This window comes from Streptosporangium sp. NBC_01639, assembly GCF_045209755.1.
Lineage (GTDB): Bacteria > Actinomycetota > Actinomycetes > Streptosporangiales > Streptosporangiaceae > Streptosporangium.
This window is the reverse complement of the sequence record NZ_CP109272.1, coordinates 3,715,346-3,733,638: the sequence shown is the minus strand read 5'-3', so window position 1 is coordinate 3,733,638 and position 18,293 is coordinate 3,715,346. Positions and strand designations below refer to the sequence as shown.

13 protein-coding genes are annotated in these 18,293 nt (G+C 70.4%); 6 read left to right on the top strand and 7 right to left on the bottom strand.

Going from position 1 to position 18,293, the window contains the following annotated elements; all coding sequences use genetic code 11:
- Positions 1-135 precede the first annotated feature (135 nt).
- Genes OHA77_RS16710 through OHA77_RS16700 form a run of 3 tightly spaced genes read left to right on the top strand, consistent with a single transcriptional unit; the run spans position 136 to position 4,596 of the window.
- Positions 136-1,542, top strand: coding sequence for a diaminopimelate decarboxylase (locus tag OHA77_RS16710; protein ID WP_406318974.1), 1,407 nt, complete (start codon positions 136-138; stop codon positions 1,540-1,542).
- Complete coding sequence (locus OHA77_RS16705) at positions 1,539-2,966, top strand: Na+/H+ antiporter NhaC family protein (RefSeq protein WP_406318973.1); 1,428 nt, start codon at positions 1,539-1,541, stop codon at positions 2,964-2,966. Before OHA77_RS16710 ends, OHA77_RS16705 begins: the two co-directional genes overlap by 4 nt.
- Before the next feature lie 43 nt (positions 2,967-3,009).
- Positions 3,010-4,596: an amidohydrolase family protein gene (locus tag OHA77_RS16700; protein ID WP_406318972.1), complete on the top strand. Its 1,587-nt coding sequence runs from the start codon at positions 3,010-3,012 to the stop codon at positions 4,594-4,596.
- Positions 4,597-4,667: 71 nt separating this feature from the next.
- Here the strand turns inward: OHA77_RS16700 and dtd are convergent, their stop codons facing one another.
- A complete protein-coding gene (gene dtd / locus OHA77_RS16695; protein ID WP_326819727.1) occupies positions 4,668-5,093 on the bottom strand; it encodes a D-aminoacyl-tRNA deacylase in 426 nt (141 codons plus the stop codon).
- 58 nt (positions 5,094-5,151) lie between these two features.
- On the opposite strand from dtd, the gene OHA77_RS16690 reads away from it, so the two are divergent.
- A complete protein-coding gene (locus OHA77_RS16690; protein WP_406318971.1) occupies positions 5,152-6,126 on the top strand; it encodes an asparaginase in 975 nt (324 codons plus the stop codon).
- 117 nt (positions 6,127-6,243) lie between these two features.
- Here OHA77_RS16690 and OHA77_RS16685 read toward each other — a convergent pair whose 3' ends face one another.
- From OHA77_RS16685 to OHA77_RS16675, 3 genes are all read right to left on the bottom strand, one after another.
- The gene (locus OHA77_RS16685) at positions 6,244-7,710 is read right to left on the bottom strand and encodes an MFS transporter (RefSeq protein WP_406318970.1); all 1,467 of its coding nucleotides are present in this window, start codon (positions 7,708-7,710) and stop codon (positions 6,244-6,246) included.
- Positions 7,711-7,784: 74 nt separating this feature from the next.
- Positions 7,785-8,273 (bottom strand): MarR family winged helix-turn-helix transcriptional regulator, encoded by a 489-nt coding sequence (locus OHA77_RS16680; protein WP_406318969.1) that lies wholly within the window; start codon positions 8,271-8,273, stop codon positions 7,785-7,787.
- Between the two features lie 178 nt (positions 8,274-8,451).
- Positions 8,452-10,119: a DUF2207 domain-containing protein gene (locus tag OHA77_RS16675; RefSeq protein WP_406318967.1), complete on the bottom strand. Its 1,668-nt coding sequence runs from the start codon at positions 10,117-10,119 to the stop codon at positions 8,452-8,454.
- A gap of 134 nt (positions 10,120-10,253) precedes the next feature.
- On the opposite strand from OHA77_RS16675, the gene OHA77_RS16670 reads away from it, so the two are divergent.
- Together OHA77_RS16670 and OHA77_RS16665 are read left to right on the top strand one after the other, a co-directional pair.
- The gene (locus OHA77_RS16670) at positions 10,254-11,279 is read left to right on the top strand and encodes a neutral zinc metallopeptidase (RefSeq protein WP_406318966.1); all 1,026 of its coding nucleotides are present in this window, start codon (positions 10,254-10,256) and stop codon (positions 11,277-11,279) included.
- Positions 11,280-11,630: 351 nt separating this feature from the next.
- On the top strand, positions 11,631-12,245 hold the full coding sequence (locus tag OHA77_RS16665; RefSeq protein ID WP_406318965.1) for an SGNH/GDSL hydrolase family protein: 615 nt from the start codon (positions 11,631-11,633) through the stop codon (positions 12,243-12,245).
- 106 nt (positions 12,246-12,351) lie between these two features.
- On the opposite strand, the gene OHA77_RS16660 is transcribed toward OHA77_RS16665, so the two are convergent.
- The 3 genes from OHA77_RS16660 to OHA77_RS16650 all read right to left on the bottom strand — a co-directional run bounded on the left by OHA77_RS16660 (position 12,352) and on the right by OHA77_RS16650 (position 18,251).
- Positions 12,352-13,980, bottom strand: coding sequence for an endo-1,4-beta-xylanase (locus OHA77_RS16660; RefSeq protein ID WP_406318964.1), 1,629 nt, complete (start codon positions 13,978-13,980; stop codon positions 12,352-12,354).
- A gap of 108 nt (positions 13,981-14,088) precedes the next feature.
- Positions 14,089-15,648 carry a cellulase family glycosylhydrolase gene (locus OHA77_RS16655; protein WP_406318963.1) on the bottom strand — a complete coding sequence of 520 codons (1,560 nt, stop codon included), beginning with the start codon at positions 15,646-15,648 and terminating at the stop codon, positions 14,089-14,091.
- A gap of 86 nt (positions 15,649-15,734) precedes the next feature.
- Positions 15,735-18,251, bottom strand: coding sequence for a glycoside hydrolase family 9 protein (locus OHA77_RS16650; RefSeq protein WP_406318962.1), 2,517 nt, complete (start codon positions 18,249-18,251; stop codon positions 15,735-15,737).
- Between the last annotated feature and the right edge of the window lie 42 nt (positions 18,252-18,293).

Sequence of the window (18,293 nt, the reverse complement as noted above, 5' to 3'; positions counted from 1 at the left end):
GTCACCGCCCGCTTTGGAGCCTGGGACAAAGACGCAGAGGGGTGCTGTGGCTGAATCTCGTCCTAGTCGGTTCCGAAATTGCTTCTGTCCATCTTTATATGGATACGTGGCGTGATGATGTCAGGAGACTCGGACGTGATCCCCAGCAGTGCCACGGTTCCCCCCGACCAGGCCCGGCCGCCCGCCGACCGGGTCGCCGACGTGGTCCGCCACGCCGTTCACGCCGGGCTCCTGGGGGAGTCCCAGCCCGTCGCCGGTTTCGTCGACGCCGACGGCGTACGCGAGTCGGTCGCGGCCCTGCAGGGCGCCTTCGCCGGAACGCCGCAGGTGCTCCACACCTTCGCCGCCAAGGCCGCCTCCCTGATACCCGTTCTGCGGCTGCTCGCCGACTGCGGCATGGGATGCGAGGTGGCGAGTCCCGGCGAGCTCCGGATCGCCCTTGACGCCGGATTCGCGCCCTCGCAGATCGTCTTCGACTCCCCCGCCAAGACGCGTGAGGAGATCCGGCAGGCCCTCGTCCTCGGTGTGGCGCTCAACGCCGACAGCTTCGCCGAGTTGCGCCGGATCGACGAGCTGCGGCCGGAGGACTCGGCCTCCGTCATCGGGCTCCGCGTCAACCCGCAGGTCGGCACCGGCTCCATCGGCGCGATGAGCACCGCCACCGCCACCTCCAAGTTCGGTGTGGCGCTACGCGACCCCGGGGTGCGCGAGGACATCGTGCGAGCCTTCGCCGAGCGCCCCTGGCTGACCCGACTGCACGCTCATGTCGGCTCCCAGGGCTGCCCGCTGGAGCTCATCGCGGCGGGCATCGCGGAGACGTACCGGCTCGCCGAGGACGTCAACAGCGCACTGGGGACCCGGCGGATCACGAGCCTCGACATCGGAGGCGGGCTTCCCGTCAACTTCGCCGACGACGGCGTCCGGCCGACCTTCGCCGCGTATGTGACGGCATTGCGAGCCGCCGTCCCCGGCCTCTTCGACGGCCGATACGCGCTGGTCACGGAGTTCGGGCGGTCCCTGCTGGCCAAGAACGGCTTCATCGGCGCGCTGGTGGAGTACACCAAGGACGCGGGCAGCCGCCGCATCGCCATCACTCACGCGGGTGCGCAGGTCGCCACCCGGACCGTCCTCATGCCGGACTCCTGGCCGCTGCGGGTCGGAACGTTCGACGCCGGCGGCAGGCCCAAGGACGGTCCCCGGCTGGCACAGGACATCGCGGGACCGTGCTGTTTCGCCGGCGACGTGGTGGCGCACGCCCGGGAGCTTCCGGAACTGCGGGAGGGCGACATCGTCGTGCTGTACGACACCGGGGCGTACTACTTCTCCACGCCCTGGTCCTACAACAGCCTGCCGCGACCGGCCGTCCACGGCTTCACGATCTCGCAGGGCGGCGCCGTACGGCTGGCGCCGGTACGGCAGGCCGAGTCGCTCGACGACATCGCGGCGGCGAGCGGGCTGGCGTACGCCGACTCGCTGCGCGAACTCCACGACGACCGGAGCCCGCGTGACGAATCCCCGATCCTCCTGAAGGATCTGCGATGAGGCCGGCCGACACCGGGCCGGCCCCGGTGAAGGCTCCGGAGAAGGGGCCTGCCACGATCGCCCGGCGAGTCGTCCCCGCGGCGGTCGCCCTCGTCCTCAGCCTCGTCGTGGGCATCGTCACGGACGGCCCCACCGTGTGGGGCCTCCTGCCGGTCGCCCTGTACGCCGTGCTCTCACTGACCGGCACGGACCTGGTGGCGGTCACCGCGGTCTCGCTCGTCAGCGCCGTGCTCGTGGCCCTTCCCCCGGTGGCGGACGCCGCCGGTGTCCTCGGCGCGTCCGTCAGCGACCCTGTCACGATCATCGGCCTGATCATCGTGCTCGGTTCGGCGGTCGGCGAGATCCTGCGCGTCACCGGGGTGGCCGACGCCATGGTGCGCGGGATTCTGCGGGTCGCCGGAGGCCGCGGCCACACGGCGCTCATGTACGCCATGATGATCGCCTGCCTGGTCCTGGTCACCAGCCTCGGCACCCTCGCCGGAGCCCTGGCGATCGCTGCACCGCTGCTCATCCCGGTGGCCGCCCGCGCGGGCTTCACCCGGTCGGCCACCGCGGTGACCATGTTCCTGGGCGGCTGCGCGGGGCTGGCACTGGCGCCCTTCGCGGGCTCCAACGTCGCCATCATGAAGGTTGCCGACACCGACTACCTCACCTACCTCATGGTCGGCGCCGGCCCGCTGGCCCTGCTGTCTCTGCTGCTCGCCGCCGTGGTCGTGCCGCGGGTGCAGCGCCTCAGCGCCGCCCGGGACGACTTCTACGGTCCCGACGAGGCCGCCGAACAGGAGCCGAACGGGCGGACGGCGGCCGGAACCCGCCGGGCCACCTACGCCTTCCTGATCACCCTCATCGGAACCGTCGTCTACGCTACCTGGACCAAGGCGGGTACGACCTTCCCGCTCATCGCCCTGCCCCTGATGGCGGTCGTCACCGCGGTGGCCGCCCGCCTCTCGCTCCGACACGCCCTGCGGGCCGTCGTCACCGGTGGCCGTCGCATGCTGCCCACGCTGCTGCTGTTCTGGATGCTCGCCGCCCTCTTCGGGTTCATCGAGCTTCTCCATCCGTACGACGTGGTTCTGGACACCTTCGGTCCGGGCCTGCGCGAGATGTCACCGCTGCCCTTCGCACTCGCGATCGCCGCGCTCGGCTGGGTCGGCGTGCCCGGTGCGACCGCGGCCCAGGTGGTCCTGATCGGCGAGGTGTTCGGCCCGCTGGGCACCGGCCTCGGCATCGGCCCGGCGGCATGGGTGATCATCCTGCTCTGGGCCTCCAAGGCGGACACATACGGTCCGCTCCCCAACGCGAACATGGTCGGCGCCATGGGGGTGGCCCGGGCCACCCGCCTGCCGTACCTGCTGGGAGCGGGATGGGCGCTCCTGGTGCCGGCATGCGCCCTTTACACGGTGCTGCTCGCGCTGCTGCTGTGACACCGGGCGCCCGCCGGAACCCGACACTTCAAAGGAGAGAGCAATGCCGAACCCGAACGCCCCCTACGACGTCCTGATCACAGGTGGGTCGCTGATCGACGGCACCGGCGCAGCGCCCCGCCGAGCAGACGTCGGCGTGCGTTCGGGCCGCATCGTCCGTGTCGGCGACCACGTGCCGGGGGCCGCCGCCCGCCACGTCATCGACGCCTCCGGGCTGACCGTCGCCCCCGGCTTCGTCGACCTGCACTCGCACGCGGATTTCAGCGTGCTGGACGCGCCGGACGCCGAGGCGTGCCTGCGTCAGGGCGTCACCACCGTGGTCACCGGAAACTGCGGGATGTCACCTTTCCCCGACGCCGGAGAGAACGCCAGTCCGCTGTACGCCGGCCGGGAGACGCAGTGGGATGATCTCGACGGCTTCGCCGCCGCCGTGGACGCCGCGCGCCCCGCTCTCAACGTCGCGCCGCTGATCGGTCACGGCGCACTGCGCGCCGCGGTACTGGGCCAGGACCGCCGGGCGGCGGACCCCGGCGAACTGGCGCTGATGTGCGGGCTCCTGGCCTCGGCCGCCGCACAGGGTGTGTTCGGCATGTCCACCGGCCTGATCTACGCGCCCGGATCGTTCGCCGACACGGCCGAGGTCACCGCCCTGGCCACCGAGGCCGCCCGGCACGGTCTGCTGTACACGACCCACATGCGCGACGAGGGCGACCGCGTCATCGAGGCCGTCGAGGAAGCCCTGACCGTCGCGCGCGCCGCCGGGGTACGGCTGCAGATCTCCCACCTGAAGGCCATGGGGCCGGCCAACCACGGCAAGGTCGCCGACGCGCTCGACCTGATCGACGCCGCGGTGGCCGAGGGGCTCGACGTGGCCTGCGACGTCTATCCCTACACCGCGTCGTCGACCAGGCTGACCTCGCGGCTGCCCGACTGGGCGATGGACGGAGGACCCGCCGCCCTGCTCGACCGGCTCGCGGACCCGGACAGCCGGGAACGCATCCTGGCGGAGGTGCGGTCGGCGGTCGGGCGCACGTTCCTTCCCGAGGGGGTCGTCATCGCGATGCTCTCGCCCGGCCCGTACGCCGACCGCATCGGCGACAGCGTCGCGGACATCGCCCGGGACCGGGGGGTGGAGCCGGCGGCCGCCGTACTCGACGTCCTGGCGGCGCACAACGGCGAAGTGATGATCGTCAACCACGCGATGGCGGAGGCGGATGTGGACACCGTGCTGCGTCACCGCATCAGCGCCGTGGCCAGCGACGGCTGGGTGCTGCACGCCCCCGGGGAGGGCCATCCGCATCCCCGGAGCTTCGGCACGTTCGCCCGCGTGCTGGGCCGCTACGTGCGCGAACGCAACGTCATCCAGCTCGTCGACGCCGTGCGGAAGATGACGTCCCTGCCCGCCTCCCGCCTGGCGCTGCCGGATCGCGGCACCGTGGCCGCCGGGCGGATCGCGGATCTGGCGATCTTCGATCCGGAGGCGGTCACCGACCTGGCGACCTTCGCCGAGCCATGGCAGTACGCGACGGGAGTACGGCACGTGCTCGTGGCCGGCGAACTCGTGCTCCAGGACGGTGAGACCACCGGACGCCGGCCCGGCCGGACGCTGCGCCGTACCGCGGCGTCCTGACCTCCGCCCGCCCAGACGGCTTGAGGGCCGCGCTCATCCCGTCCTGGGGACGCGGACCTGCCCTGTCCGGGTCAGACTTCCACGATCAGGGTGATCGGGCCGTCGTTGGTCAGCCCGACCTTCATGTCGGCGCCGAACACCCCGGTCTCCACGTGCGCGCCCAGCGCGCGCAGCTCGGCGCACACGGCCTCCACCAGCGGTTCGGCCACCGGTCCGGGCGCCGCCGCCTGCCAGGTGGGGCGGCGGCCCTTACGGGCGTCGCCGTACAGGGTGAACTGGCTGACCACGAGCAGGGGTGCGCCGACGTCCGAGCAGGACTTCTCGCCGGACAGGATCCGCAGGCCCCAGAGTTTGGCGGCGAGCCTGCCCGCCTCCGCCGGGGTGTCGGTGTGGGTCACCCCGACCAGCACCAGAAGTCCGGGCTCGTCGATCGCCCCGACCGTTGCACCGTCCACCGTCACCGAAGCGGAACTCACCCGCTGAACAACCGCACGCATGCCCCCCATCATCTCGCGATCCCCGGCCTCCCTAGAATCCTGGCGAAAGGAGACAAAGGTGTCTGCTGAGTCATTGGTTGTTGAGGTCGTCCGTTCGGGGTTCGTGGAATCCACCCATCGGGCGCGGATGCTGGCCGTCGGTGCCGACGGCTCCCCGGTGCGGGTGCACGGCGCCGTGGACGCCCTGGTCTCGCCCCGCTCGTCGATGAAGCCGCTGCAGGCGCTCGGCATGGTGCGCTCCGGGCTCGCCCTGGAAGGGGAGCTCCTCGCGCTGTCGGGTGCCAGCCACGCGGGGGAGCCGTTCCATGTCGAGGGGGCCCGGCGGATCCTTTCCGGCGCGGGGCTGGACGAGGGCGCCCTGCGCTGTCCCGAGGACCTGCCCGAGCATGTCGCCTCCCGTGAGGAGGTGCTGCGCTCGGGCGGCGGCCGGGCCAGGATCTACATGAACTGCTCGGGGAAGCACGCGGCGATGCTCGCCACCTGCGCGGCCAACGACTGGCCGCTGGAGACCTACCTCGACCCGGCGCACCCGCTGCAGCGGACCATCCGCCACACGGTCGAGGAGCTGACCGGTGAGCGCGTCGCCGCCACGGGGGTGGACGGCTGCGGCGCCCCGCTGTTCTTCGTGTCGATGGTGGGCGTCACCCGGGCGTTCCGCTCACTGGTCCTGGCCGAACCCGGTACTCCGGAGCGCCGCATCGCCGACGCCTTCCGCGCCCACCCGGAGTGGACGTCCGGCACGACCCGTCCTGAGGCGCGGTTGATGCGCGCGGTCCCCGGTCTGATGGTCAAGGCGGGTGCCGAGGCGTTCGACGCCTTCGCCTTCGCCGACGGCCGCGCCGGCACCGTCAAGATCGAGGACGGCGGCCAGCGGGCCCGGGTCCCGGTCACCGTCGCGGCCCTGCGCGCCCTCGGCCTGGCGGCCGCGGAGCCTGCGGAGGCCGCGGAGCTCGACGAGCTGGCGACCGGTGTGCTGCTCGGCGGCGGCCGGCCCGTCGGCGAGGTCCGCCTGCGCGAGGACGAGGCCGCCTGAGGCGGTCCGGACGGGGATCGGAGCCACCCGGCGGACGGGATGTCCAGGGCCGTCCAGCCGGGTCACCCTGCGGCGGATCACCATCCGCCGGTCCGCCATCGTCTGTCCGAAGGAGGGTCAGGCGACCGAGACTGCGGCTGCCTCGGCGGGCGGTGCCGTCGTCTCCGCGGCCCCGGTCTCGGCCGTGGGCTTCCTGAGCACCACTACGGTGAGGACGATCGCGGCGGTCAGCAGCACGGCGCCGACGCTGAACGCCAGCTGGAAGCCGTCGGTCAGCGCGGACGCCATGCGCTGCCCCTCAGCCGCCAGGTGCTCCGTGCGGGAGGCCGCCAGGGTGGACAGGGCCGCCACCCCGAGGGCCGCGCCGATCTGCTGGGTGGTGTTGAACAGGCCGGAGGCGGCCCCGGCGTCCGCCGGCCGGGCACCCGACATGCCCAGCGCGGTGAGCGCGGGCATCGCCAGGCCGAACCCGCCGGACAGCAGCATCACCGGCAACAGGTCCACGGCGTACGCGCCGTCCACCGGCACGCGGATCAGCAGCAGGCGTGCCGCCAGCAGCAGCACCAGGCCGGTCAGCAGGATCGTCCGCTCGCCGAAGCGGGAGATGAGGCGCGCCGAGAACCCGAGTGAGAGCGCGCCGATGGCAAGGGCGGCGGGGAGCATCGCCAGACCGGTCGCGGACGCCCCGTACGCGAGCACGTTCTGCATGTAGAGGGCGATGAGGATCTGGAAGCTGAACATGGCGGCCAGCATCAGCATCTGGATCAGGTTGGCTCCCCAGACGTTGCGGGAGCGGAACACGCGCAGCGGCAGCAGCGGGCGCGCCGCGGTGGCCTGGCGGACGACGAACCCGACGATCAGGGCGAGGGCGAGGGCGGCGAGGCCGAGGGTGCGTCCCGAGGTCCAGCCGTACTGCTCGGTCTGGACGATGGCGTAGACACCGAGCATCACCCCGCCGGTGACCAGGACGGCACCGAGGGCGTCGGCGCCCTTGCCGAGCCCGAGTCCGCGGTCGCCCTTCAGGACGGGTACGGCCAGCAGTACCGCGGCCACGCCGATCGGCAGGTTGATGAGGAACACCCAGTGCCAGCTGAGCGCGTCGGTGAGCGCGCCGCCGAGGACCTGGCCGATCGAGGCACCGGCGGAACCGGTGAAGGCGAACACTCCGATCGCCTTGGCGCGCTCACGCGGCTCGGTGAACAGCGTGACGATCATGCCGAGGCTGACCGCCGAGGTCATCGCTCCTCCGACGCCTTGCAGGAATCGGGCCGCGATCAGCATCTCGGGGCTGCCCGCCATCCCGCAGAGCAGCGAGGCGACGGTGAAGACGACGAGACCGGCGATGAACAGGCGCTTACGTCCGACCAGGTCGCCGAGCCGCCCGGCCAGCAGCAGCAGGCCGCCCAACGTGATCATGTAGGCGTTGACGATCCAGGTCAGGCCGGAGGGGGAGAAGTGCAGATCCTGCTGGATGGCCGGCAGCGCCACGGTGACGATGCTGCCGTCCAGGATGATCATCAGCATTCCGGCGCAGAGCACGGTGAGGGCGAGCCAGGGCGATCGGGGTGCGGAGGTGGAGGACATGTGGGTTACTCCTGTCGAAGGACAACAGGAGAAACCATAGCAGATAGTTTTTTAGTAGACGATCCCTTGCGGACCTAACTTGCCCGCTGGCGCGCCCGCCGGATCGGCTGCGGGTTCTCGGCGGGGGTGGCCAGATAGCCGGTGACCAGGCGGTTCATCGCCCGGAGGAGAGTTTCGCGCTCATCGTCGGGGAGCGCTGCCAGCGCCTCCCGGTGTACGCGGTCCACGATCTCCTGGCTCTGCCTGGCGACCCGGGCACCCTCCTCGGTGACCGAGATGATCCGGGCCCGCCGGTCGGTGCTGGAGGGGCGGCGCTCGGCGAGTCCGGCCTTCTCCAGGGCGTCGACCGTCACCACCATCGTGGTCTTGTCCATGTCGCCGATCTCGGCGAGCTGGATCTGGGTGCGTTCCTCCTCCAGGGCGTGGACCAGCACGCAGTGCATGCGTGCCGTGAGCCCGATCTCGGCGAGTGCCGCCGACATCCTGGATCTCAGGACATGGCTGGTGTGGTCCAGCAGGAACGACAGGTCCGGTTGGGTGCGCGAGGATGCCATGGCAGTCATATCACCCAGGGTAGCAATTAGATCCGTGGCGGATTATCCAGCAGAGGTCTAATGCGGAGCCGCCGGATGCCGGATGCGAGCACGGCTGGCGATCGAAGGTGGTGCCGGCTTCCTCTTCCCGGCCCTGTCCGGAGCGCGCCGAGGCCTTCCGGGCGCGCTCCAGCGCTCTTCAGAACTCTCAGAGAGAGCGGAACTGGCGGGTGGAGGAGATGGCGCCCGAGGTCGTCATGGTGAAGGTTCGCATCGAGTCGGCGAACTTGGACAGGTCCCATTCGGCCGGACCGTGGTACCAGTACAGGTTGTCGGCCTGCTGGCCGTTGCCGTTGACCGAGGAGACCACGCGGGCCCAGCGCTCGACGCTGTCGAAGATCACGGCGTAGGGCAGGTAGCGGGAGAAGAGTTCCACCCGCTGGGCCGGGGGGATGTTCCCGCCGACGTCACCGGAGGCCAGATACTCCCGGAAGCCGAGGGTGTGGGCGAGGGCTCCCGCGCCCTTGGCGGTCTTGGCCGGCATGTACTGACCGCCGACGGCCATGGCGGCGCCCGCGATGATCAGGGCCAGGCCGAGCAGGCCGTACGTGGTGAACCAGGCCAGCGCGACGGTGCCGAGGACCCCGGCCACGGTGAGCACGACGCCGACGGTCGTCCAGCGGGTGCGCACGGTGTCGGGGCGGCGGGCGAACCAGCCCTGGGTGACCACGTCACGGTAGAGCGCGTCGCGGACCTTGCCGAGGTTGGCCGCGAACGAACCCTGGAGGTGGGAGAGCAGGACCGCGTCGCGGCCGTCGAAGATGGCGTCGTAGAGGGCGCGCTCGTAGGTCAGCAGCGAGCCGACCGGGGCGTCGGCCAGCCGGACCAGGGTCCAGTCGGGTGAGTCGTAGGCCTGCCGGGGCTGCTCGTCGATCCGGATGAAGCCCCGGACGGCCAGGTCCACGATCGTGGCGGTCACGTCGACCACGTCGGCCTGCTCGTCCATGAGCGTGCCGATCTGACCGGGACGCACCCCGTCCGGTGGGGCGAAGTGGCCGTTCTCGACCGCGCTGAGCGAACCGGACTCGTGGCCGACCACCCGGGCGTCGCGGCCGCGCGTCCAGTAGACCAGGCCGAGGCCGCCGAGCATCAGGACCAGCAGACCGGCCAGCGCGCCGCCGGTGACGGCGTTCAGGGCGAAGGCGTTGGACAGCTCGAAACGGCGCTCCAGGATCGGGCCGCCCTTGGTGGCGCCCGGCGGGTAGCCGATGACCACCGTGAGCACCTCGCCCGGGCCCAGTTCCTGCTGCTCGAACTCCGCGGTGGTCCCGGTGTGGTCCGGTGACGCGGTGGTGCAGCCGATCGCGGAGGTCAGCACACCCGCGAAGCAGGACAGGTTCTGCAGCTGACCCGGACCGGCCACCGTGACCTTGGCCTGGGTGACCGGGACGGACCAGGCCCCCACGGCGTACCAGCGCAGCTCCTGGGCGTCGGCCAGCGGGGTCACCGCGCCCTTGACGTCATACTCCAGCTTGGCGGCGCCCGAGCCCTTCAGCGTGATTGAGTCACCCTGCAGCGTCGCGTCCCCCTTGAGGTTGACGACCTGGTAGAGACGGTCGCTGCCGTCGTCGTAGCGGGTGCGGTCGACCAGTTTCCGGGTCGGCGCGCTGCCTTCGAAGGTCACGCTCTCGGTGACGTGCAGTACGCCGTCCTGCCGTAGTTCGAGAGTGACCGTGTCGTCGGTCACCCTGCCCGCCTGGGTGGCCGACATGGCCGCCGTACCGGCTGCGAGGGCCGGAGAGGCGCTCAGGGCCAGTGTGAGTGCGGCAACCGCGGCAACGCTCCCGGCCGCTCGGTGTAAAACAGATCCCGCCATGGCTCGGGAGCCTATCGAGAACCACCCGCCGCTGACTGCCACCCTTCGTCCCTATTTTTCGGTCAGTAAACCTAATTAGGTCAATATCCGCTAGATTGCCGCCCGGAGATCTTCACTCTGAAGAAGGCGGAAACATGCGCCCACGCGGATCGAGCCCTCTGGCCTTCGGGGTCTTCGGTGTCCTGGCCATGACCTTCGCCGCGGTCGTGGTGATCGCCGGTCTGGCGGGGGACGACGGGGTGGAGGTTCCGGCCACCCCGGGCGCCGGGCCCGTAGCGACCAGAAATACCGAACTCCCACCGGCCGAGGACGCGGAGGTCACTCCGCCGAGATTCGGGCCGCCGCCCACCCTGAAGCTCGACTCGATGGGCGAGACCGAGATCACGCCGGCCGCCCGGCAGAAGATGCTCGTCGACCTCCGGGCCATGCGACGCTCCGACACCGCAGCCAGACTGAAGCGCAACCCGCTGTACGGCACCGGCACCATGCGCCCCACCGCCTGCCGCGCCCCCCGGCCCTCGACCAGGCCCGCCGCCATGCTGGCCTATCTCACCGCCGTCACCGACTGCCTGGACCGGGCCTGGTCGGGGAAGTTCTCCCAGGCCGGAGCGGTCTTCCTGCAGCCGCGCCGGGTCTACTGGTCCCGTCCGGGCCGGGGGCCCTGCGGCACCTACCCCAACCCCCGGTTCGCCGCCTACTACTGCCCGTCCAACCGGGGCATGTACATCGGCCTGACCCATCTCGTCGAGCAGACCGGCCGGACCGACCCGGCCGCCAACCACGTTCCGTACCTGACCGTGCTCGCCCATGAGTACGGCCATCACGTGCAGACGATGGCGGGGATCGGCGGAGCCTGGTGGTGGGAGGTCGCAGACCGGTCCAAGATCGCTCAGAACGCGTACTCCCGCCGCAACGAACTCCAGGCTCAGTGCATGGCGGGAGTCTTCGCCCGCACCGTCCAGACCTCGCTCGGCGTCACCGGCGCCCGCTGGAACCAGGCGCTGCAGATGGAGTACAGCCGCGGCGACGACCAGGGCGGCGGGGGCGCCCGTGACCACGGCACCGGCGACCACTACGCCGGATGGCTCCAGCAGGGCTGGAAGTACGCCAAGGTCGGCTACTGCAACACCTGGGCCGTCTCCGCCTCGCAGGTCAGCTGAGGCCGGTCCCGGGCACCGGCGCGGGCTGGGAACCGGGCCCGCCACCGGCGGCCGGGGGCCTCGCCCTCTCCGGTGCGGATCACGAGGAGAGCGACCCGGTTCGGGTATGTAAGTGCCGACTCCGGCGCTCCCGGCTGGGTAGAATGCCCACCTGTTCACGATGATCCCGCCGGGCACCGCGTCCGACGGGATCGGTACCCATGTCGGCAGCCGAGAGCCTCCCGAGGTGGCATGCGCGGGCCTGTGCCTGGACGACCCCGAGCAGGTATGGCCGCCGCTGTTATGGCGATTTGTTGCCTTATATCAGGATGTAGCGCGCAGGGCGGTGGGCCCGCGCCGACCAGTGACCCCATGACGGTCCGCCGGAGTCCGGCTCCGCTGGTCATGATCATCGGAGACAGTTTCACCGTGGGGTCGGGCCCGGTCGAGCGGTGGGACACCTACGCCTCGAAGGCCGCCCGCGAGCTGGGCTGGCAGCTCGTCACCGCGGGGGCGGCGGGGACGGGTTTCGTCAACCCCGGTCCGGCGAAGCGGACCTTTCAGGAGTCCTTCACCGAGGAGCTCTCCTGGCGGCCCGCCCCCGACCTGCTGATCGTCTCCGGCGGGCACAACGACCGCCGTACCGGCTTCGGCAAGGTGAACAAGGCCGCCCGGCGGCTGCTCGAACTCGCCCGCACCACCTGGCCGCACACCAGGATCATCGTGATCGGCCCCCTCTGGATGGCCAAGCCTCCCCGGTGGGCCTACGGCGTCAGGGACGCCGTGGCGGTCGCCGCCGACACCGAGGGGGCGACCTTCCTGGACCCGCTCGGTGAGCACTGGCGCCGGGAGACGATCCTGCCCGACGGCGTCCATCCCACGCTCGCCGGGCACGGGCAGGTCGCGCGATGGCTGGTCACGGCACTCCGCGAGCACGGGATCGGACCGGCGCCGGGCAGACCGGGACCGGACCGCCGCAGCGGCTGAGGCGAAGCGGCCGCCGGCGCGGTGCGCACGCCGGCGGCCTCCGCCGCGATGCGGCCGGGTGTGTTCGACGGGTCCCCCGGCGCGGAGAGGACCTGTCGAACAGGCCTCAGGAGAGGGTGGGGGTGGGTGGGGTGCCGGTGCCGTTCCATGAGCCGATGAAGCCGTAGGTGGCGGTGCCGCCTGCGGGGATGGTGCCGTTCCAGGCGGCGTTGGTGAAGGTGAAGACGGTGCCGGTGGCGGTGTGGGTGGCGTTCCAGGCTTGGGTGATGTTCACGCCGGCGGGGTAGGTCAGCACGCTCTTCCAGGTGGTGACGGCGGTGGTGCATTTGACGGTGACTTCGCCTTGGAAGCCGCCTTGCCAGGAGTTGGTGGTTTTGTAGGTGGAGGTGCAGCCGTTGGGTGGGGCGGTGGTGGTGGTGAAGGTGGTGGTGGCGGAGGCGGGGGAGGTGTTTGCGGCGGCGTCCCTGGCCACCACGTGGACGGTGTAGGCGGTCGCGGGGTTCAGGCCGGTGAGGGTGAGGGTGTTGGTGGTGGCGGAGCCGAGTTTGGTGGTGCCGGCGTAGACGTCGTAGCCGGTGACGGCCCGGTTGTCGGTGGCGGCGGTCCAGGTGAGTTTGGCGCCGCTGCCGGTGATGTCGGAGACGGTGGGTTTGCCCGGAGCCGTCGGAGCCTCGGTGTCAGGAGTGGTGCTGCCGCCGGCCAGCGCGTCGTGGATCGCGGTGTAGGCGGGCTTCCGGCCGTAGTTCTCGTCGTACGGCAGAGCCGCACCCTGACCTGAGAAGGTGTCCGGGACCCAGGAGTACTTGTCGGTGAAGCCCCAGATCGTGATGCCGGCGCACTGGCTCACCGCGAGACAGGCGTTGACGACGTTGGTGTAGTAGCCGGCCTGCTGGGCGTCCTTGGTCGCGTCGCGGGGCATGGTCATCCGGATGTCGATCTCGGTGAACCTGACCTGGACGCCGAGGTCGGCGAAGCGCTGCAGGTTCTGCTGGACCTGGCCCGGGAAGCCGTACTGGATGGCCAGGTGGCCCTGGAAGCCGACGCAGTCGACCGGCACGCCCTGCGAGCGCAGCGTCTTCACCAGGTTGTACATCGCGGTGCTCTTGGCGTTGACGCCCTCGACGTTGTAGTCGTTGATGCAGAGCCTGGCGTCGGGGTCGGCCGTCCGCGCGGCCCGGAAGGCGTCGGCGATGTAGTCGTCCCCCAGCTTCTGGCGCCAGAACGAGTCACGCATGTTGCCGTTGTCGTCGAAGACCTCGTTCACGACGTCCCAGGACACGACGGTCGGGTTGGCGGCGTAGCGGCCGACGACCTGCGCGATGTGGTTGCGCATCGCCGAGCGCATGGCGTCGGCCCCGAGGTTCTGCACCCAGCTCGGCGTCTGGCTGTGCCACACCAGCGTGTGTCCGTGGACCTGCTGGTTGTTCTGCGTGGCGAAGTTGACGATCGCATCCGCTCCGGACCAGTTGAACTGGTTCTGGCTCGGTTCGGTGGCATCCCATTTCAGCGCGTTCTCCGGGGTTACCTGGCTGAATTCGGTGCCCGCGATGGTGCGGTAGGACGCCTCGCCTGCCAGCGGAGAGGTGGCGAGCGCGGTGCCGATGAACTTGCCGTGCGCCGCAGCGTGGGCGCGCAAAGGCTCCGAGGCGTGGGCCGGGGTGACCGGAAGAACGGTCGCGATGATCGGGAGGACGGCGAGCGCCCCGATCGAGATCGCGCTGCGGAGTCTGGACATGGGAGTCCTCTCTACGAGGTCATGGAAACTTGTTGCTGTTAGCCGAAACTTTCAAAGACCGACCGGGCTAAGGGGTACGGCCGCGGGCCGTACCCCTTGGCTACCGGGTCAGGAGAGGGTGGGGGTGGGTGGGGTGCCGGTGCCGTTCCAGGAGCCGATGAAGCCGTAGGTGGCGGTGCCGCCTGCGGGGATGGTGCCGTTCCAGGCGGCGTTGGTGAAGGTGAAGACGGTGCCGGTGGCGGTGTGGGTGGCGTTCCAGGCTTGGGTGATGTTCACGCCGGCGGGGTAGGTCAGCACGCTCTTCCAGGTGGTGACGGCGGTGGTGCATTTGACGGTGACTTCGCCTTGGAAGCCGCCTTGCCAGGAGTTGGTGGTTTTGTAGGTGGAGGTGCAGCCGTTGGGTGGGGCGGTGGTGGTGGTGAAGGTGGTGGTGGCGGAGGCGGGGGAGGTGTTTGCGGCGGCGTCCCTGGCCACCACGTGGACGGTGTAGGCGGTCGCGGGGTTCAGGCCGGTCAGGGTGACGGAGTTGGTGGTGGCGGAGGCCAGCTTGCTCGTGCCGGCGTAGACGTCGTAGCCGGTGACGGCCCGGTTGTCGGTGGCGGCGGTCCAGGTGAGTTTGGCGCCGCCGCCGGTGATGTCGGAGACGGTGGGCTTGCCCGGAGCCGTCGGAGCCTCGGTGTCAGGAGTGCCGCCCCCGCCGTAGATCGTGGCCTGCACGGAGGTCTGGGCGATGCCGTTCGCACCGTTGAAGAGCCGCTGGCCCCAGCTGGTCAGGCTGGAGACGTCGAAATTGGTCACCTGGTCGAGGTATTCGACGCCGCCGCCGTTGCCGCTCCAGGACCAGCCGAGGTAGCCGAGGCCCCGGGCCTGCGCCTGGGCCATGATCGTGTCCTCGTCCGGGTTGCCGTCGGAGTGGTTGAAGCCGAACTCGCCGACCACCAGGGGCAGCCCGGCGCTCTGGAAGCTCTGCATGTAGCCGGTGACCTCGGCGGCCGTGTCGAACACCCCGTACATGTGGACGGAGAAGACGGTGTTGCGCTGCGGGTCGGCGGCGAAGACTGTCGCCGCGTTGTCGCGCATGGTGAAGCCCCAGTCCTGGCCCCAGTTGGGCGCGTCCACCATGATCAGGTGCTGGAAGCCGTTGCTGCGCAGCCGGGAGATCGCCGACGAGGTGGCCTGGGTCCAGCCGGGGGTGGTCGCGTTGTTGCCGAAGGGCTCGTTGCCGATGTTGAGGACGACGTAGTCCTCCTGGCCGACGATCGCGCTCTTCACACTGATCCAGTAGTCGACGGCCTGGTCGAGGGTGTAGGCGCCGCTCTGCTCGCCGTACCCGGTGGTGTCGTGGTTCTCCAGCACGCAGATGAGCTTGTTCTGCTTGCACAGCGAGACGACGTTCGCCACGTCGGCGGCGCCGTTGGCGGTCCACCGGCCGCCGCTCAGCACCACCCGCACCGTGTTCGCGCCGAGGGACTTGATGCCGGCGAAGGAGGCGGTCTGGGACGCGTACCAGGTGTGTGCGTGGCTGGTGCCGCGCATGACGAACGGCGTGCCGTTCGCTTCAACGATCTTCGTGCCGCTCACGTGCAGGCCGGTGGCGGCGTGGGCGGCGGGCATCGAGATGAAGAACGACAGGAAGAGCGCGACGAGCATCGCGAATCGTGTTCTCATGAGCTACCTCGGTTGGGGGGGAGGGGCCGGCCGGGTGGAGGGGTCGTCGCACCCGGCCGGGGTTCTGGGGGAAGATCACTGGCGGGTCAGCTCGCGGTGCAGGTCACCGGGGTGGGGACGCCGTTGGTGCCGTTCTGGCTCGCGCTGAACCCGAAGGCCGCCGAGGCGCCGGGGGCGAGGTTGCCGTTCCACCCGACGTTCCTGACCGACACGTCCGCTCCCGTCTGGGTGTGCGTGCCGTTCCAGAGCTGGGTGACGGTCTGGCCGTTCGGGAACTTCCAGGTCACCGTCCAGCCGTTGACGGCCGAGCCGCCCTCGTTCTTGACGGTCACATCCCCCTGGAAGGCGCCCTGCCAGGAATTGGTGATCTTGTAGGTGGCGGTGCAGCCGCCGGCCGGGGGCGTCGTGGTGGTGAAGGGGGTGCTCTCGGAGTCCGCCGAGGAGTTGCCGGCGGCGTCCCTGGCCACCACGTGGACGGTGTAGGCGGTGGTGGGGGTGAGGCCGGTGAGGTCGTAGCTCGTCGTGGTGGCGGTCCCGGCCTTCGTGCTGCCCCGGTAGACGTCGTAGCCGGTGACGCCGACGTTGTCGGTGGCGGCGGTCCAGGTCAGCCTGGCGGTGGTCCCGGTGATCGCGGAGACGGCGGGCTTGCCGGGCCGGCTCGGCGCGACCTCGTCCTCCACCGGCGGCGGCTCGTCACCCGGGGGGTTGCCCCAGATCTTCGCGGTGCCCGCGTAGAGGGTCATGTTCGAGACGCGGACCGGAGTCGCGCCGGGGGTGGTGGCGACGCCGTCGTACGACCAGTCGTTGGACGGGTCCCAGGTGCCCGAGCTGGCGATCCGGAACTGGACCTCGCGCCGGTGCTGTGACTGGCCCGCGGGGGCGATGGACGTACCCGAGCAGTCGACGGTGACGTAGTAGGTCTTTCCGGACAGCAGGGTCGGTCCGGTGGGGGGCTTGCACTGGTTGTAGGCGGACGAGACCGTGATCTGGCTCGCGGTGGTGGCGCCGTCAAGGGTGAAGTAGTAGCGGAACGAGCCGTTGGTCAGGGTGCGCGCGGGCCAGCCGGACTGGTTCCGGACGATCGCCTTGATCTCGGTGAACGTCGAGCCCGAGGCGTTCACCCCGGCCTCCACGAAGATCTCCGGGCCGTCGGGGGTCTCCGGAGCGGGGAAGTTCGCCGCCGGGGCTCCGCCGTACTCCTTGTAGAGGCGGGCGAGCGCGCCGGTGAAGCCCGCGTTGTAGTCGGTGGCGACCTCGTTCATCACGTAGTCGTCACGCTTGTCGGTGTAGGCGTCGTCGGGGTCGGGCGGACCGCCGACGAGCGCGCCGTACAGGGTGTGGCGGGTCTCGACCGGATTGGTCATCTGGTCGGTCCAGGAACCGTGCGCGGTGCGGTGGTGCGGGTTCTTGGGTGGGTTGGCGCCGAAACCGATCATGTAGGAGGACTTGCGGGGGTTGTCACCGAGCGCGTAGTTGATCTGCCTGACCGCGAAGTCGTGATATCGCGTCTTGCGCGTCGCATCGGTGATCGAGTCGGCGTGGACCAGCGCCGCGAACGAGGTGTTGGCGGCGTAGCGCAGCGACCCCCATCGGTCCAGTACGGCCTGGCCGCCCGGTGAGTACTTCACCCGCTGTCCGTCGACCCCGACCGACCAGTAGTCGAGCCAGCGGTTGGCGTCGTCGAGGTAGCGCTGCTTGCCGGTCAACTTGTGCAGCAGCACGTAGGCGCCGTAGGACTTGTCGTCCCAGGCGATCGTCCACTTGTAGGACTTGGTCGACGACTGCGGCTCGGTGCCGAGGTTGTCGTAGCCGGCCTCGGCCTTGGCCAGGTAGGAGGCGTCCTGGGTGGCGCGGTTCAGCCAGATCGCGCCCCAGACCAGCTCGTCGTTGTAGCCGCTCCAGGAGTTGTAGTAGCCCTGGGCGTCGGAGATGCAGTCGCTGTACTTCTTCCGCACCGTGTCGGCGAAGGCGTAGAGCTGCTTCGCGTGCGTCACCAGGGTGTCGGCGTAGGACGGATCCGTCGGGCGGAAGACGATCGACGAGGCGGCCATCGCCGCCGCGGTCTCTCCGGCCAGGTCCGACCCGCCGCAGGAGGCGTCGATCTTGTAGGCGGGCCGCTCCATCTGCATCGCCTCGGCCGGACCCCACCAGGCGTGGTCCTTGCCGCCGTTGCCGACCTGCCCGTAGAGCACGTTCGGCGACGGGTGGGCCCTGATGAAGTAGTCGTTGACGAACTTGAGGTTGTTCAGCAGATGGGGGAGCTGCCCCGACGAGGTGTAGGCGTCGCGGTACTCCACCGCACCCCAGGCCAGCATCGTCGCGCTGGCCGCCATCGGCAGGCCGAACTTGACGTGGTCACCCGCGTCGTACCAGCCGCCGGTCAGGTCGAGCCCGACGTCCTTGCCGTCGTCGAGGCCGGAGTCGCCGCGCCAGCCGACGCGGTTCCAGCTCGGCAGCTTCCCCGACTGCTGGGCCTCGTAGAACCACAGGGACTTCTGCAGCGCCTCGCCGTAGCTGAACTGCGGCGCCGCGGCGGCCTGAGCGACCGGTACCGGCACGGCCACCAGGGCCAGCAGGGCCAGTGCCGCCAGGGATTTCTTCATGGGGGGTGCCTCTCGGAGGTGGTGCTCGGGGCGTGACGGCAG

Excerpts from the sequence above, each read along its gene's own strand:
- OHA77_RS16685 (WP_406318970.1), bottom strand. The coding sequence starts at position 7,710 with ATGTCCTCCACCTCCGCACCCCGATCGCCCTGGCTCGCCCTCACCGTG.
- OHA77_RS16680 (WP_406318969.1), bottom strand. The coding sequence starts at position 8,273 with ATGACTGCCATGGCATCCTCGCGCACCCAACCGGACCTGTCGTTCCTG.
- OHA77_RS16660 (WP_406318964.1), bottom strand. The coding sequence starts at position 13,980 with ATGTCCAGACTCCGCAGCGCGATCTCGATCGGGGCGCTCGCCGTCCTC.
- OHA77_RS16675 (WP_406318967.1), bottom strand. The coding sequence starts at position 10,119 with ATGGCGGGATCTGTTTTACACCGAGCGGCCGGGAGCGTTGCCGCGGTT.
- dtd (WP_326819727.1), bottom strand. The coding sequence starts at position 5,093 with ATGCGTGCGGTTGTTCAGCGGGTGAGTTCCGCTTCGGTGACGGTGGAC.
- OHA77_RS16655 (WP_406318963.1), bottom strand. The coding sequence starts at position 15,648 with ATGAGAACACGATTCGCGATGCTCGTCGCGCTCTTCCTGTCGTTCTTC.
- OHA77_RS16650 (WP_406318962.1), bottom strand. The coding sequence starts at position 18,251 with ATGAAGAAATCCCTGGCGGCACTGGCCCTGCTGGCCCTGGTGGCCGTG.
- OHA77_RS16670 (WP_406318966.1), top strand. The coding sequence starts at position 10,254 with ATGCGCCCACGCGGATCGAGCCCTCTGGCCTTCGGGGTCTTCGGTGTC.
- OHA77_RS16665 (WP_406318965.1), top strand. The coding sequence starts at position 11,631 with ATGACGGTCCGCCGGAGTCCGGCTCCGCTGGTCATGATCATCGGAGAC.
- OHA77_RS16705 (WP_406318973.1), top strand. The coding sequence starts at position 1,539 with ATGAGGCCGGCCGACACCGGGCCGGCCCCGGTGAAGGCTCCGGAGAAG.
- OHA77_RS16700 (WP_406318972.1), top strand. The coding sequence starts at position 3,010 with ATGCCGAACCCGAACGCCCCCTACGACGTCCTGATCACAGGTGGGTCG.